Genomic DNA, 14,872 nt, shown 5'->3' with positions numbered 1-14,872 from the left:
TACTCTAAAATAAATCTATACCGTGCAAGGTACAAAGCTTCAGTTTCAGAAACCGATGCGCATCACTGCGAATCGGTTTCCTAAGATTACTAAATTAAGTCAAAAATGTAGAAACGCTTTTCTACGGGTTTTGATAGAGATATAAAAAATAGTAAGTGCACAAAAACGGTGCACAAAAACGGAAGCCTATTGGGTTAATATATTCACAAAAGACACTTCATAAGGCAATAGCCGAAGTCTTATCTTCTCACCCGTGGCATGCACCTTCTTGCCTTTCATCTGTATCTTGTATTCATCCAAGCGGACATTTTTTATTCGGACATCCACTTCTTTAGACTTGTCCGAATCGTTCACTACCATGATGCCCATTTCTTTCTTCCCGTCCGTAGCTGCCAATACATAAGTATCTTCCGGCACCTTGTCCGGTTTCACCTCATAACCCAACTTATAGAGTTTGCCGAAATACCGGAAGGTATCATAAGCGGGAAGCACCACGAATTCTCCTTTACTGTTCCGCTTATACAGCCCCGTCCAAAATCCGGGCATGTCCGAAACATAATATACCGCTCCTGCCAAGTCTTCCGCCGCTTGCATGTGGATGAGCTGTTTGGCATACCAAGCGGCAGCCTGCTGGGTCTGAATCGCATAAAACGTAGCGGCTAAATTGTTCCATTTCTCATCCGGGGAGAGATAATTCCATTCATTCATGATAATATCCGCCCCCAGTCCATACTGCTTCAATTCATTCTTCAACTTCTTCGCATCTTCTCCGATTCCGGCAAAGTCGTTCCAATAATGATGCACGAAACAATGACCGATTCCCAATCCGTTATCCCGTATGTAACGGTAAAGTTTCGCCCGGTTTTCCGCGCTATAAGCATACGAAGGCGAAATATCCGCATCGGGATGCTTGGCGTGTATGCACCGCCATACTGTCTTATAAAACTCACAATAAGCGTCGAACGTACCGTTCCAGCACTGGTGATTATCCGGTTCGTTCCACACCTCCCACATTATACCCTTGTAACGAAAACCGTTATTCCACCCCTCTTCATAATGGGCAATAATCCGTTCGGCTATCCTTGCCCATTTATCGAAATCTTTAGGAGGAGTATTGTCTCCTGTGACAGAACCCAGATTCTGGATGTTTTCTCCCAATCGGAAGATAATCCGGGCACCGGTTTCTGTGGCGGCTTTCATCAATTGGTCGGTTGCAGAAAAGTTGTAAGAAGACGATTTAGATTCATCTGCGTCAAGATTCGGAAATATAGCACTGATGTTTACAGCTTGATTTTGTTGATTCAAGTATTCTACATCGTGATAGCGGATAATAGGAATATCCAATTCGTTAAATTCTGTAGACCAATCAATGGCATATCGACCATTTTGATATCCATACAATGGACCGTTACCTATACCGTTCAAAGGTTTTATGATGCATTTACTCAATACACCTTTATCCGGTTCAAAAGAAATCGAATTTTCATATTTTATAACTGAAACAGTAGAAAAAAACTTCGAATCACAAGAAACAAAATAAAAGAATGAAACTAAAGTAATAATAGGAGGATATGCAGCTTTCATCTTTTATGATTCAAAATCATTTTTAGCCAGCTTCTGCTTTCTATAGCAGGAACACCCATTACCGTAGTTCTATCTGGTACATCCCGTGCCACGATACTTCCAGCATTAACTACCGCATATTCACCTACAGTTTTATGGGGCATAATTTTAGCACCTGTAGAAATAAGCGCAACTTTTTTTACATGTGAGAAGCCTCCCATAAATGCATGGCTGTCTAACACACTAAAATCCTCTATAATAGCATCATGTCCAATAACAACACAAGGAAACACAGAAACGAAATCTCCAATTTTTATATCGGCCGTAATTAAAGATTGAGAAAAAATGATACATCCTGTTCCTATTTTTACATGAGGAGAAATAGTGGCCGTCTTTGATATTAAAGAAATAAATTCGCCTTGTTTCTCTCTAATTATGTTGATATATTTTTGTTTAGCCTTAGGATCTCCAAGAGCGCATATAAATACATCATTTTCTTGAATTTCATAATCCTCCACAGAAGATAGAATAGGTGGATAACCCTCATATCCATCTAAAAGAGTTTTATCACTATCTAAATATCCCTTATATACAAATGTCTCATTATAACCAATATAGTCCTCTCGAAGACTATACATTTCACGTCCTAATCCTCTTGCTCCAATAATTAATAAATTCTTCATGTCTTTTTTATTTAATTGTCAAACACTTATTTAATAATTTGCGCAACCACCCGATCCGTTTCTTCTTTAGTCAATCCGGCATACATTGGCAGGCAAATGACACTATCTGCTATCTTATTAGCCACAGGCAAATGACTTGGGTCTGCGGTTTCCAAAGAGCGGTAAACCGACAAGTTGCTTATCAACGGATAAAAATATCTTCTGCCTAACACATTCCTCATTTTCATCTTGGCATACAGTTCATCTCGTGTCATGCCATACACATCCGCATCTACAAAAATGGGAAAATAAGCATAATTGTGCTTTACGTCGGGCATATCCTCTAAATAAGAAATGCCTTTCACATTCTTCAATGCATCCCGAAACCACATCGCCACCTGCTTCCGGGATTCAATTGCCGCATCCGCTTGCTTCAAGTTAATCAATCCGTATGCAGCACGTATCTCGTCCATCTTGGAATTAATACCCGGAGCTACGATTTCAGTCTCTCCTGAAAAACCGAAATTTCTCAGGTAATCAATGTATTGTTTTGTTTCTTTATCATGCGTAATCAATGCACCGCCTTCTACCGTATTATACACTTTGGTTGCGTGAAAACTCAACGTAGACATATCTCCAGCTTCCAATATAGATTTCCCGTTCACTTCCACACCAAAGGCATGAGCCGCGTCATAAATCACTTTCAAGCCATGCTTGTCAGCTATCGCTTGTATCCGTTCCGTATCGCAAGGTGTGCCATACACATGTACAGGCATGATAGCGGTAGTCCGTGGAGTAATGGCTTCTTCTATCTTATCCGGATTGATATTGCAAGTCACCGGGTCAATATCTACAAACACTGGTTTTAGTCCGTTCCACCAAATTGCATGAGTGGTCGCCACAAAACTATAAGGTGTCGTAATGACTTCTCCCGTAACTCGCAATGCTTGCAAGGCAGTTATCAAAGGCAATGTACCGTTAGTGAAAAGCGAAAGATATCCTACTTTCAGGTATTTACATAGTTCTGCTTCCAATTTCTGATGAAACGGGCCATTATTGGTCAGCCATCTATACTTCCATATTTGTTCGAGAAACTTTACCAGTTCTCCCAAATCGGGCAACAAAGGAGAAGTTACGGTTATCAACTTATCCCGATGTTCCAAGTCGAATCCTATTTCTATGGTATTCATACTTTATTGAAGTTACTTATTAAAAATATAATTATAATATCAATTCTGAAGTTATGAGTTTATATTTCGTACTCGTTCAATCACCTTTTTATATGCAAAAACGGGACCTATACTTAGAATAATGGCCAATATAATTCTTAATATAGCGGTGATATATCTACATCCTATAAAGTTTAAATCTTCGGTAAGTGGTAGATATGAAAATACCAACATTTGACACAACAATATTTCATACGAGCATTTTCCTATCTTTATAAATAGCGATTGAAAACATTTGTTAATATATAGGTATGTTTTGTAAAGAATAAATACGAAAAGATAAGCTGGATAAAAGTAACAAACCCAATGATAGAATGACCAATAAGTATGTTTATAAAATATGGGTTCCAAGTTTAGAGAATTTCTTGTATAAGTAAAAAAAAGAAGAAATATTATACTTATAAAAGATAACATTAAAGTTATTTTATTTATTACAACACCTTTCCTAACCCACAAATATCCTAAAAGAAATAGAAATGTAAATCGAAAAAATAACAAAGTGTATAAATATTCTTTCATATGCCAATAGCTGCATACGAATTCTATAATCATACTTAATGATATAAATATAACAAATTGCCAAGAAATATTTTTGCATCTACAAAACAAAAAAGCAAATATAGGTAATAAAAAAAAGAATTGTATGTATATATATATATAATAAGAACCTGGACCAAGACCTCCTCCTTCTGTAGCAATTCTTTTCAGTATTAACAGCCAATTAGGTTCCTTTAAATATGCGATTATAATTTGAATGCAAAGAATAATTAAAAAAGGACGTAATATTCGATTGAAAAGTTTCTTTAGTTTATATGAAAAAGATACATTTTCAATACCTTTCTTATATGCATGAAATACTTGTATTATAAGGAAAAGAGGAACTGTTGGAACCGCCCATAGTGGCCAAACAAGATCATCTAACCTATCTATACTAAAGCAATGAGCAAATACTACAAAAAAAATACATACTCCTTTCAAAAAATCAATAAAAGGGTCATACCCTTCAGTTTTCAGTGGAATTTTAAATTGATTATTCCAGCATTCTTTCAAACTTTTATAAAATGTCATATCTAATTATTATTTATAATATAGTTTTACTTCATAATAGAATAGTATCTATAACTGATATTTAGAACATAACTTCAATCGTATTTTGAAAAGAAGAAATATTTTCAAAGCAAGCCGACATATCCTCAGCTGTTCTCGCTAATACCAAGCGAGTAGTTGCAAAATCAAATGCAGGAAAACCTGAAAGTGTATATCTTTCCCGTCGAAACATAGCGCAAATAATGAATTGCAACGCTACATCCTTAGCTTGCTCTATTTCATCTATCACCCACCGATTCTCATTAATCGGGATGATGAGACTTTATGATATTCATCAGATACCGCATTTCTTTTGCCCGAAATCCAAACGTCACAATTATATAAGAAACGATTCCTGCCAGTGTTCCCCATAACAGTCCGGTAACATCACTTCCAGTATTTATTCGGACAAAATACACTGCTATTCCCATTACAGCGGTATATCCCATTACGGGCAACACATCCTTCATTTGCTTCCAAAAACCTACCCGAATCAGTTTCCCGGTATAATAAGTGTTCAATATCCAAGCCAAAAACGAAGAAACAATACCACCTATACAAATGGCACGAATCCCGAACGGAAGGGCGACAAGCAACAGTCCCAACATTAATCCTTTCTTAATGATTTCCAAACGCAAGAACAAATCGGAACGGCCTTTCACTTGAAGCAGGTTCAAGTTTAGCGCATGAATAGGATAAAGCATAAAGGCAAAACAAAGCAACTGCATGTATTCTACGCAAGGCAACCACTTCTCGGTAATCATCAACACTATCAGCGGACGGGCAAGCAATGCGATTCCTGTCATTAATGGAAACACGATGAACGCCGCTAAGCGTAACATTTGCCGGTAAACTTTTGCCAAACGTCCATTATCATCCTGTATTTGGCTTAGCATAGGCAAAGTGACGCGTGAAAGCACTCCTGTAAGCACAGTAGGCGGAAGGGAAGCATAACCATACGCCCGTGTATAATAGCCCAAGCTGGATGCCGCGAACTTCTTGCCGATAATCAGGGTGAACAAATTGTTGCCCAATACATCCAATACGCCCGACAGCATCAGCTTGGAACCGAAGCCAAACAGTTCGCGGAACGAACGCCAAGAAAAGCAGAACCGAAGTTTCCATACCGAATGCCACCAATAAAGCATGCACGATACTACCGCTCCGGCTACTCCCGACCAAGCTATTGCCCATACGCCATAACCTGCGTATGCCATGCCGATGCCCGTGCCTCCTTTTGCCAATGCCGATACCACCGATATTTTAGCCTGTGTCTTGAAATCCATCCGGATAGTCAGATAAGTGCGTTGCACCAAGAAAAAAGCATTGACCACAAAAGGAATGGCGGCTACCTTTATAAGGTCTTGCAACAAGGAAACCTTGTAGAAAGCGGCAATGGACGGTGCCGAAAGGAACAAGCCTCCGTATAACATGAATCCGACTCCAATGTTGAAATAGAATGCCGTAGCGGCATCGGTATCCGTGCGGTCGGTCTTCCGTATCAAGGCGGTAGAAAGTCCTCCGTTCAGAATGGCATCCGACAAGGCGGTAAAAATCAACAGCATCCCCATCAGCCCATAATCGGAAGGGGACAGGAGGCGTGCCATATAGACTCCTGTTACGAACTGGATAATCTGTACGGAAAAGTTATCCGCTAAGTTCCAGAGTATGCCTTTAAAGGCTTGCTGGCGAAACGACATGGATTATTTAATCGAATGTCCGCATTTTACCAAATTACCTGTAGGGGCAGGGTCTGCCTGCCCAAATGCGCCCACAGATATATCAGTTGATGTATTCGGGCGGGCAGACCCCGCCCCTACAGGTTGGCATTTTGCGGATATTCATTTTATTTAAAATATCTATCTACAATTTTTTTCATTATGTACTTGTTTATTTCAAGGATACTACTCCATCCACAATATCTAATTGCTATAGGTATTATTTTTACAGCTTGGGAAAAAGAGTGTTTTTTGCGTATATAAAATAATACAAGTTCACCTAAAATGCGAATAATCCATTCCCTTGTATATTTGTTTTTTCTTCTTTGATATATTTCATAAGCATCAAAGAAACTATTCATTTTTTGGTTTTCTATGCATAATCCACTCCAAATTCCTTGATGATGAATTCGATAAATAGACATTAAGTCCTTCATAAAATATCCCATTCCATTCTCTAAGGATGAATAAAAGAGATGGATATCTAAATTATTTTTGAATGATTGTAAGAATGCTATGTCTAAACTATGCCTCCTTATTATCACAGACGATGTTTGAAATACATATCCCCAACGAATCCAATCTTGAAGTTTGAATGATATGCCTTCTCCTTTAATTTGCACAGGAGGCATACGAGGCCAAAATTTCTTTTCATCTTGTATGTATCTATCTGTTCGATGGCAACACAACGAATGGTCAGGATGAGATTCCAAAAAGTCCACTTGCTTTTGCAGCTTATGCGAATCAGTCCAATAATCATCGCCTTCGCAAAAAGCAATGTATTTGCCCCTGGCTTTCGGGAAAAGGAATTCAGTCGTCACGTGTTTTCCTTTCGAATACTGGTTTTCCGTCTGAAGGATCAGATGAAACAAGTCGGGATATTTCTCTTTGTATTCCCGGAGGACATCCTGAGTGCCGTCTGTGGAAGCGTCATCGTGAACAATAATTTCTATCGGGAAATTTACCTGCTGCATCAAGAAACCGTCCAAACATTCTCGGACATAAGGAGCATGGTTGTAAGTCAGGCAACAGATGCTGACCATAACACTATTGTTATCCATATAAATATCCAGTCTCAAAGTTCATTTATAAAAACCGATACTAATTGCTTTGCCTGCAAGATTAATAATCTTACACGTGCAAGATTAATAATCTTCCGGCTGTAAGATTAATAATCTTACAAACGAAGCACCTATATGCATCAGACATCGCAGTTAGTTGCACAATAAAAATCAGATAAGCTTCCCACCGAAAACACTCAAGAATGTATTTGCCATAATCTTGAAGTCAAGCCATAGCGAAGCATGGTCTAAATAAAACAAATCATACCGCAAACGCCGGAGCATCTTTTCTAACGTATCGGTATAGCCATTATGCAAAGTAGCATACGAGGTGACTCCCGGACGAACCTGATACAACAATTGGTAACGTGAATCCGCCTGCATAATCTGGTCGATATATACTTTCCGCTCGGGACGCGGACCGACAAACGACATATCCCCAATCAATACGTTCCAAAGCTGGGGCAGTTCGTCTAAATGATGCATCCGCAGGAATTTCCCTACCTTAGTCAATCTTTTATCCTGTTCTCCGCAGCAAAGCATGGCACCAGCCCTTTCGGCATCCGTTCGCATACTGCGAAACTTATAAATGTAAAACGGACGTCCGTGCAGCCCGATACGTTCTTGTTTGAAAATAGCAGGCCCGCCGTCTTCCTGCTTGATGGCTATGTAGCAAATCAAGAAAACTGGCGAAAACAATAGCAGCAAAAGAAAAGCGATAGTGCGGTCGAATATGAACTTAACGCCGCGTTCGAATGTGTTCATCATAACTAAGAGATTATTGATTCATAAACTTCCAGAATTGTTGGCTGATAACCTGTTGGGAGAGATTCTTTATGACATACTCACGTGCCGCTTTCCCCATGCTCTTACGTCTTTGCTTGTCTTCCAGCAAAGAAAGAATCGTCCGTGCCATATTGTCTTCATCGGCAATGGCTAATTCATCATGTTGGATATTCAAGCCCTCGGCACCGATGGAAGTTGTTACTACGCAACATCCGTATGCCATTGCTTGTATGATTTTGTTTTGTATTCCTGCACCTGTCAGCATAGGGCAAGCTACAATGGTAGCTTTCTGATAATAGGGTTCCACAGTATCTACATAACCGGTGACAATTACGTTTTTATAAGTTGCTAACTTTTGTACACGAGCGTCAGGTAATGCACCTACAATAACGAACCGCAAACGAGGGTAACATGACGTCAGTTTTGGGAATATATGTTCTGCAAAATAAGTGACAGCTATTATATTCGGTTCATAATTCATTTTGCCTACGAAAACGATATTTCCCCAGTCTTCATGCCGGGATACAAGTGCCTCATCAGGTATGTCTACTTTATTACCTACAACGTGAAGCAATGAATGAGCATGCCGTAAAAGGTATTGTTTATCTACTTCTGAAATGATGGCACAACGATTGAAAGAACTGAGTACCTGCTGTTCATAAATCGAACAACGTTTGTATTCTATCGCATACATCCATTTCCAAATGCCGTGACTGCATTTCCTAGCTTTTTCATAGTTCATTGAAAGAGCATCTACAAAGTCAATACATTTAAGAATGTTCTTGGTTTTTAGTACATATTGAGCAGTACGGATATTGTTGCAAAACACAATATCATATTCGCTTAAATGCTTGTCTATGTATGCTTGTATTTTCTTTTCGTAATAATAATTCACTTGTAAGGGCAAAGTATTAAACAAAAAACGTAAAGTCTGTAAATAGCTTTTCCACTTTGGCAATTTGAAACAAATGACCTTTCCCACTCCGGGCAATTGTTTGCGTACCCATTCTTCCCCTTCTTTTTTTTCAGACTGATAGACTACATCCACGTTATAGCGTTGCATCAAAAGCTCCAATTGTTGGACTGTCCGGATCTGAATGCCGCTTATAACTGGATAAAGGGGACGGGAAGAGATAAAAAGAACTTTTCCCATAAGCGTTATTACTTATCATTCATTCCATGAACAAAGTCTGCCATTTCCGGTAAATCGCATTCGGGGTATATTCCGATGCAACCTGCAGACCTTTCTTAGCATAAGCTTCACGAAGCTCCGGATGTTCTATCATCCGTATTATAGCATCGGATAATGCTTGTATGTTTTCAGGTTCTACCAAAAGTCCGGCTCCATCCTTCAATAAAGCCGCTGGTCCATTAGGACAATCGAAAGAAACAACTGGCAGTCCGCATGCAATAGCTTCCAATAATACCATAGGGAAACCTTCATGCCGTGAAGACATTACATAAAATGAGGCTTCTAAATATGCGTTGTGTATATTGGAAGAAAAACCTAAGAAATGAACATAAGGAAGCAAACCTAAATCATCCCGAAGTTTTTCAAGCATAACCCGGTCGTCACCTTCTCCATAAATGTCTATAGACCAATCTGGGTATTTAGTAAAAACAGGTTTCAATGCCTGCAACAATAAATCGTATCCTTTTTCCGACTGGAGCCTGCCTGCCGAAATCATTTTTTTTGCATTGCCGGCATGAATATTATCAACAATAGGAAATGGAAGCATATTGGGAATTACTGTTGTTTCCACACCATGGCGTTTATACTCTTGCGCATAACAATCGGTTAACGTAATGACTTTTTTAAAACGACAATACATCCAATTCCGGAAAGCACGAACAGGACGATTATATAACCCGTATTTGTAGTGTTCACAAGCAAAGGCCTGCCGGGCATATCCACTCATCCATAAAAAGAAACATACTAAAAATGCCTGTCCGATAATTATATCTTGTGGATTGTGCTGATAATACTTGCGTATAGCAATTATGGCTTTTATATATTGTACGAATATGGATAAAACCGATGCTTTATGAGTATAAGGCTCTGGTATGAGATAGTCGACCGTAACTTTTTCGTTTAAGGGAAAACTTGGTCTGTCCCCTTCCTTAAAAACAGAAAGGATAGACACTTTATGATTTTGCTCTGCAAACTTATTTGCCAACAATGTTGTTGTCCGCTCCGTTCCATAACAACGGGTTATATCAAGAATGACAAATGATATTCGCATAACTTTAAAAGCTTTACTTTTCAAAAGAAGATTTTTCTGGCAATATCTGTTGGAACACAGAAAGAATACGCTGGCGACATTCATCAAAAGGAATCCGTACATTTTGTTCGACATCATTCAACACGAGAATCTGTTTCTTCTGCCTTAAAATCACTTGTTCTATTTGTGGCAAAGTCCGTTCGTTTATTCTGTAATATACCGAACTGCGATAAACATTAATGGGATTGAATTGTCCGGTAGCCAGTTGCCAATAACGGAACAACCAGTGATTATAGTCATACTGCGTGCGGAACTTATGCGTGCTGGTGTCTGCCAGCAGCTCCCCATATGCACTCCATACGGTGTTTAGTGTAGACTTCAGGTATGCATTCGGCAAATGAGGATCTCTGAAACCCACAAAATAAGGCCAAGGGAGCAAGGCTAAAGTACGAAGCAAATAAGAGCCATATTCTATACGAAACCATTTACTCCAATCTTTACGAAGCACATTCCGTTGTTTAAATCGTTGATTGATGGCTGTAACATTATTCAATACGGTATGAGCAAAATTATTGGCAATACACGTACTTGCTACAATGTCAAATGTGGCCATATCACACGGCAAACCATTGTGAAAGAAACGTTTTGAATCCACTTTGTCTATAATAAACATATCGTCATTAAATAAAACAAAATGCTCAGATAAGCTATCCAGCCGATGCAAATGCAATTCGATAGGATTTGAATTAAATGTAGGAAGATACTCGGAAGGAATATAATCTTCATGCCGGACAAAATGCAATTTCGGATGCGCTAAATTCAACCATTCAGGATAATGTCCGCACGTAATGAAATGAATCTTATTCACCCAAGGAGCGAACTGTTCTACTCCGCGGAACCAATAAGGAAGCAATCCCCAATCACGGTAACGGACATCTCTCACATCGTCTGATTGCTTGCTTTCCGGCAGATGTTCCAAAAAAGATTTACGCCATTCAGAATCGTTACCGTCTACCCATAACAATACAAAATCTATTTTTAAATCCTTATTTCCCATTAGCTGTATAGAAATTTACAGGCAATATACCACAACGACATAAAAACCGGCGAATAAAAAGCCATGTTTTCAACATAAATTTTGCTATCTTATAGTGTCCAGACAAGCAAATCCAGACACTAATGGAAATCGGAGATTTGCATTTTTGATAACATGGATACACTTGATTTATTTCTTTATATAGATTTATAAAATCTTCTTTCGAATAAGCTTGTGAACACCAAGCAATTTTTTTTACAGAACATTTCATACTATTCAATTCTTCTTGATAAGCTTGAGGTAATTCCTTTTCCATATAAGAAATAAAAGCGATGCGAGATACAAGAGAATGTTCATTATAATTTAAGGATAAACTTTCTTTATTGATTGTCCGGTCATAATGATAAAAAGCTTTGTTTAAATAAACAATGTGTATGTTGTTCAGACACAAACGACAAACGACAAATAAGTCTTCTAATATCATATTTGCCGGAAATGTCAAATTATAATCATTATAACAAGCACGTTTTATTAATTTATTCCAACAATACCCCATCAATTTACTAGTCAACAAATTTTTCAACACAATGTCAGCTGTTAATGCTGTTGGTTCTTGTTTTACATATCGTTCTTTTAATTTTATTTCAAAATAATCACAAATTACCATATCGGCATCTTCTTGCTTTGCTTTTTGATAAAGTTCTTCCAACATGTTCGGCTCTACCCAATCATCAGCATCCACATGAATAGTATATTCGCCTTGCGCATGATCTATACCACATTGCCGGGCACTTGATACTCCACCATTTTTTTTATGAATAACACGCATGAACGGATATTTTTTAGCAAACCGATCGCAAATATTTCCACTGCTATCCGGACTTCCATCATCAATTAACAAGACTTCATAATCCTCAAATGTTTGTTCTGCCAAACTATTCAAGCAACGGTACAAATATTTTTCTGCGTTATAAATAGCTACAATTACAGATATTTTAGGATTCATATGCAGATGTTTTTAATGTTTCGTTGTCATTAATCGTTTCATCTTCTTCCCATGAATTTTCCTCAGCATCATTTAAATAACTGGCATTAAATAAAAGCATCCAAAACAAAGAACCTCCCGCCACGCCAAAATTTGCAATAGTTTTTTCTCCAATGCCGGAAATAAACATTACCACTATGACAGAAAGCATTGCCGTAGGAACCAAATCCTTATACTTTACCAGCTGAAAATAACGGCAGATAAATATTCCAACAGCCACAGCACCACCTATACACAACATAAAAGCAATCCCATTATCGACCGGAAAGTCGACATTTCCCACCATATCAGATTGTAATCCTGTCAGGAAAGTAGACGGGGAAGAAAACATATTCATTACAATGTGCAGGTTATTAATCCGACCACTTACCAATGTATTGAAATCTGTCAAGAATTCGGTTAAAAAGATAAATGCTATTAATATGATAGGTATCAGACTTAAAAATAACTTGTTATAGACATAACGTTTCAAGAAGTTTTCCGGGACAAGATATGTCAATAATAAAAGTATGCAAGCAAAAAAAGAAGTGCGGCTGGCTGAGTATTTAAAAGAAATAATGCTTATGATCAAAATTAAGCTAAAAGACAACCATCTCCATCGTCTGTACATTAAGATATACAAGCAACACAAGGTAACAAAGATTGTAATGCCTGGAGTATTAGGATTTCCGTAGCCCAAATCGTAGGATACACCGTCAGCTACCTTGTCCGTATATGTGTAATTTACTTCTAATATGTCATTTTGTATTAAAATACACCTCATCAGTAAAACCATAACTTCCATAAAAAAGAATGATTTTACAATGAATCTGAAATCTATATCCTTGAACGCAACAGCCGACAGGAACAACGGTAAAAACAATTTGATACCATTCAAATTAAGAGGGATAATCGCTATGTAAAAACAAACGACACATCCAATCAACCATATTGATTTGCGTGACATACGCCGATGCAGTATTTCCCGCACAATAATAATGCAAGGAAGTAAAAATATCAATGCTAAAAGTGGGAGTACAGATATACCCATATTAGGTAAAATATCCTTGAGCCCCAAGCATATTATTGACAAGCATAAAAAAGTTTTATCAATGAAATGATTGAATGGTATATATAATTCTTGTTGATACATAACCAAAATAAAACCTCTGAAGAAGATGTGTCAGAAACGACTCTGATGCATCTTCCTCAGATAGTTACTATGCTAATGAGAACGAATTAGTATATAAGTGCTTCATTTATTTCATCACCGCAAAATTAACGCTCTGCTCGTATCCTGTCACGCCATACTTGGCATTGACATCATACGTGCGGATATCGAAACGGTTGGACGCGATGCCGTAACGGTTGACCAAGATGTCGCGGATGCGTTCGGCACGACGGCGGGCAAGACGTTCGGAAACGCCCCCTGTATTGCCTACAATAGTCACTTTCATATTTCTATCTCGTTCCATATAGCGTGCCACACGGAAGATATTAACTTCCTGCAACTCTTCGTTGAAAGAAGTCTTGTCTTTTTCGAATACGACCGAAGGAATCAGCAAAGTATTGGTGATTGCGCCTTCCTGCTGAACGGTCTGGACAATTTCTTCCTTGGGCAACACTTCTTCGCTCCGAATGGTAGTTATGACATTGTTGAGTGCCGCAACCTGCTCTTGGGGCACCAATCGTACCACCCGGAAACCTTGCCTGCCAATGCGGTAACTCAAACCGATATTCCCGTTCAAGATGCCGGCGAACTTATCGCCTTTGCCCAACTCTCCGTCGAAACTGGAATTGGTAATCGTACCGCCTATGCTGGCGTGTATGCCCAAACGGGAAGTGATGTTATAGTTGCCTGTCAAACCCAACCGGAAACCGACTTTGGCGTTTTTTTCCATACCATGGTATTCCATGGGACGAAGCAAACCTACGCCTACATAGCCTTGCGCCGTCCAGCGGCGGTTCAACCGGTTATTGGATGTAAAAGCATTATAGAGGTCGAACAGGAAATCGGCATTCAATTCAAAATACTTGATATCCTGACGGTAACCGTTCTTTGTATCTACCCCCTCGCCTTTCCAGTATTGTTCTACCGGGTCGCCTTCATCGGTCCATCCGTGGTCGTAGGCGTAAATGCCTGTAGAACCGCTATTCCAGCCTTTCAACCGCATTCCGCCAAAATTAATGCGAACACCGAAATCGGGATGAAACCATTTGCCCACGGTAAGGCTGAAACCCGGTTTCAACCGCTTGCCAAATGAAAGCTGTGAATCATCTTCACCCATCAGCATCCGTCCGGCAAAGTCGGCTTCGATATAAAAGTTGCTCCAGAAAGGTGCCGTATAACGTGTCTTATAATCAACCTTGAGCGTATCCATCCGTACGGTCCGCTCTATTTCCTGCTGTTGGGCGTGCAGCTTAACCGTTGTGCACCCCAAAGCCAAAACTGCCAGTGCCAATATCTTTTTCATATCTTCAGTCT

At 38.9% G+C, this 14,872-nt stretch carries 13 protein-coding genes; all 13 read right to left on the bottom strand.

Annotation, left to right across the window (positions count from 1 at the left end; genetic code table 11):
- Positions 1-186: 186 nt before the first annotated feature.
- The 13 genes from B5F25_RS12835 to B5F25_RS12775 all read right to left on the bottom strand — a co-directional run bounded on the left by B5F25_RS12835 (position 187) and on the right by B5F25_RS12775 (position 14,861).
- Positions 187-1,425: a hypothetical protein gene (locus B5F25_RS12835; RefSeq protein WP_162614416.1), complete on the bottom strand. Its 1,239-nt coding sequence runs from the start codon at positions 1,423-1,425 to the stop codon at positions 187-189.
- Positions 1,426-1,580: 155 nt separating this feature from the next.
- On the bottom strand, positions 1,581-2,246 hold the full coding sequence (locus B5F25_RS12830; protein ID WP_087249988.1) for an acetyltransferase: 666 nt from the start codon (positions 2,244-2,246) through the stop codon (positions 1,581-1,583).
- Positions 2,247-2,272: 26 nt separating this feature from the next.
- The gene (locus tag B5F25_RS12825) at positions 2,273-3,415 is read right to left on the bottom strand and encodes a DegT/DnrJ/EryC1/StrS family aminotransferase (protein ID WP_087249986.1); all 1,143 of its coding nucleotides are present in this window, start codon (positions 3,413-3,415) and stop codon (positions 2,273-2,275) included.
- Between the two features lie 1,168 nt (positions 3,416-4,583).
- The gene (locus B5F25_RS21250) at positions 4,584-4,790 is read right to left on the bottom strand and encodes a hypothetical protein (RefSeq protein ID WP_140406937.1); all 207 of its coding nucleotides are present in this window, start codon (positions 4,788-4,790) and stop codon (positions 4,584-4,586) included.
- Positions 4,791-4,803: 13 nt separating this feature from the next.
- A complete protein-coding gene (locus B5F25_RS12815) occupies positions 4,804-6,240 on the bottom strand; it encodes a lipopolysaccharide biosynthesis protein (RefSeq protein ID WP_087249982.1) in 1,437 nt (478 codons plus the stop codon).
- A 146-nt stretch (positions 6,241-6,386) separates the two neighbouring features.
- Entirely contained in the window at positions 6,387-7,301 is a 915-nt protein-coding gene (locus B5F25_RS12810) for a glycosyltransferase family 2 protein (protein ID WP_206423551.1), read from the bottom strand.
- Positions 7,302-7,490: 189 nt separating this feature from the next.
- On the bottom strand, positions 7,491-8,087 hold the full coding sequence (locus tag B5F25_RS12805) for a sugar transferase (protein WP_087249980.1): 597 nt from the start codon (positions 8,085-8,087) through the stop codon (positions 7,491-7,493).
- Between the two features lie 10 nt (positions 8,088-8,097).
- Positions 8,098-9,258: a glycosyltransferase gene (locus B5F25_RS12800; RefSeq protein ID WP_087249978.1), complete on the bottom strand. Its 1,161-nt coding sequence runs from the start codon at positions 9,256-9,258 to the stop codon at positions 8,098-8,100.
- A gap of 19 nt (positions 9,259-9,277) precedes the next feature.
- The gene (locus B5F25_RS12795) at positions 9,278-10,372 is read right to left on the bottom strand and encodes a glycosyltransferase family 4 protein (protein WP_162614415.1); all 1,095 of its coding nucleotides are present in this window, start codon (positions 10,370-10,372) and stop codon (positions 9,278-9,280) included.
- Positions 10,362-11,384, bottom strand: a complete 1,023-nt coding sequence (locus B5F25_RS12790; protein WP_087250006.1) for a Stealth CR1 domain-containing protein — start codon at positions 11,382-11,384, stop codon at positions 10,362-10,364. The genes B5F25_RS12795 and B5F25_RS12790 overlap by 11 nt, the downstream gene beginning before the upstream one ends.
- Entirely contained in the window at positions 11,374-12,369 is a 996-nt protein-coding gene (locus B5F25_RS12785) for a glycosyltransferase (RefSeq protein ID WP_087249974.1), read from the bottom strand. The genes B5F25_RS12790 and B5F25_RS12785 overlap by 11 nt, the downstream gene beginning before the upstream one ends.
- Positions 12,359-13,192 carry a hypothetical protein gene (locus B5F25_RS21245; RefSeq protein WP_140406936.1) on the bottom strand — a complete coding sequence of 278 codons (834 nt, stop codon included), beginning with the start codon at positions 13,190-13,192 and terminating at the stop codon, positions 12,359-12,361. Before B5F25_RS21245 ends, B5F25_RS12785 begins: the two co-directional genes overlap by 11 nt.
- A gap of 454 nt (positions 13,193-13,646) precedes the next feature.
- Positions 13,647-14,861: a hypothetical protein gene (locus B5F25_RS12775; RefSeq protein WP_087249970.1), complete on the bottom strand. Its 1,215-nt coding sequence runs from the start codon at positions 14,859-14,861 to the stop codon at positions 13,647-13,649.
- Positions 14,862-14,872: the final 11 nt, after the last annotated feature.

Origin of the sequence: Bacteroides sp. An19 (assembly GCF_002160215.1) — a bacterium.
GTDB classification, from domain to species: domain Bacteria; phylum Bacteroidota; class Bacteroidia; order Bacteroidales; family Bacteroidaceae; genus Phocaeicola; species Phocaeicola intestinalis.
The sequence above is the reverse complement of the archived record's forward strand: the minus strand, read 5'-3'. Positions and strand labels throughout refer to the sequence as shown.

Coding starts and splice junctions, on each gene's coding strand:
- B5F25_RS12830 (WP_087249988.1), bottom strand. CDS start 2,246: ATGAAGAATTTATTAATTATTGGAGCAAGAGGATTAGGACGTGAAATG.
- B5F25_RS12825 (WP_087249986.1), bottom strand. CDS start 3,415: ATGAATACCATAGAAATAGGATTCGACTTGGAACATCGGGATAAGTTG.
- B5F25_RS12815 (WP_087249982.1), bottom strand. CDS start 6,240: ATGTCGTTTCGCCAGCAAGCCTTTAAAGGCATACTCTGGAACTTAGCG.
- B5F25_RS12810 (WP_206423551.1), bottom strand. CDS start 7,301: ATGGTCAGCATCTGTTGCCTGACTTACAACCATGCTCCTTATGTCCGA.
- B5F25_RS12805 (WP_087249980.1), bottom strand. CDS start 8,087: ATGATGAACACATTCGAACGCGGCGTTAAGTTCATATTCGACCGCACT.
- B5F25_RS12800 (WP_087249978.1), bottom strand. CDS start 9,258: ATGGGAAAAGTTCTTTTTATCTCTTCCCGTCCCCTTTATCCAGTTATA.
- B5F25_RS12790 (WP_087250006.1), bottom strand. CDS start 11,384: ATGGGAAATAAGGATTTAAAAATAGATTTTGTATTGTTATGGGTAGAC.
- B5F25_RS12785 (WP_087249974.1), bottom strand. CDS start 12,369: ATGAATCCTAAAATATCTGTAATTGTAGCTATTTATAACGCAGAAAAA.
- B5F25_RS21245 (WP_140406936.1), bottom strand. CDS start 13,192: ATGGAAGTTATGGTTTTACTGATGAGGTGTATTTTAATACAAAATGAC.
- B5F25_RS12775 (WP_087249970.1), bottom strand. CDS start 14,861: ATGAAAAAGATATTGGCACTGGCAGTTTTGGCTTTGGGGTGCACAACG.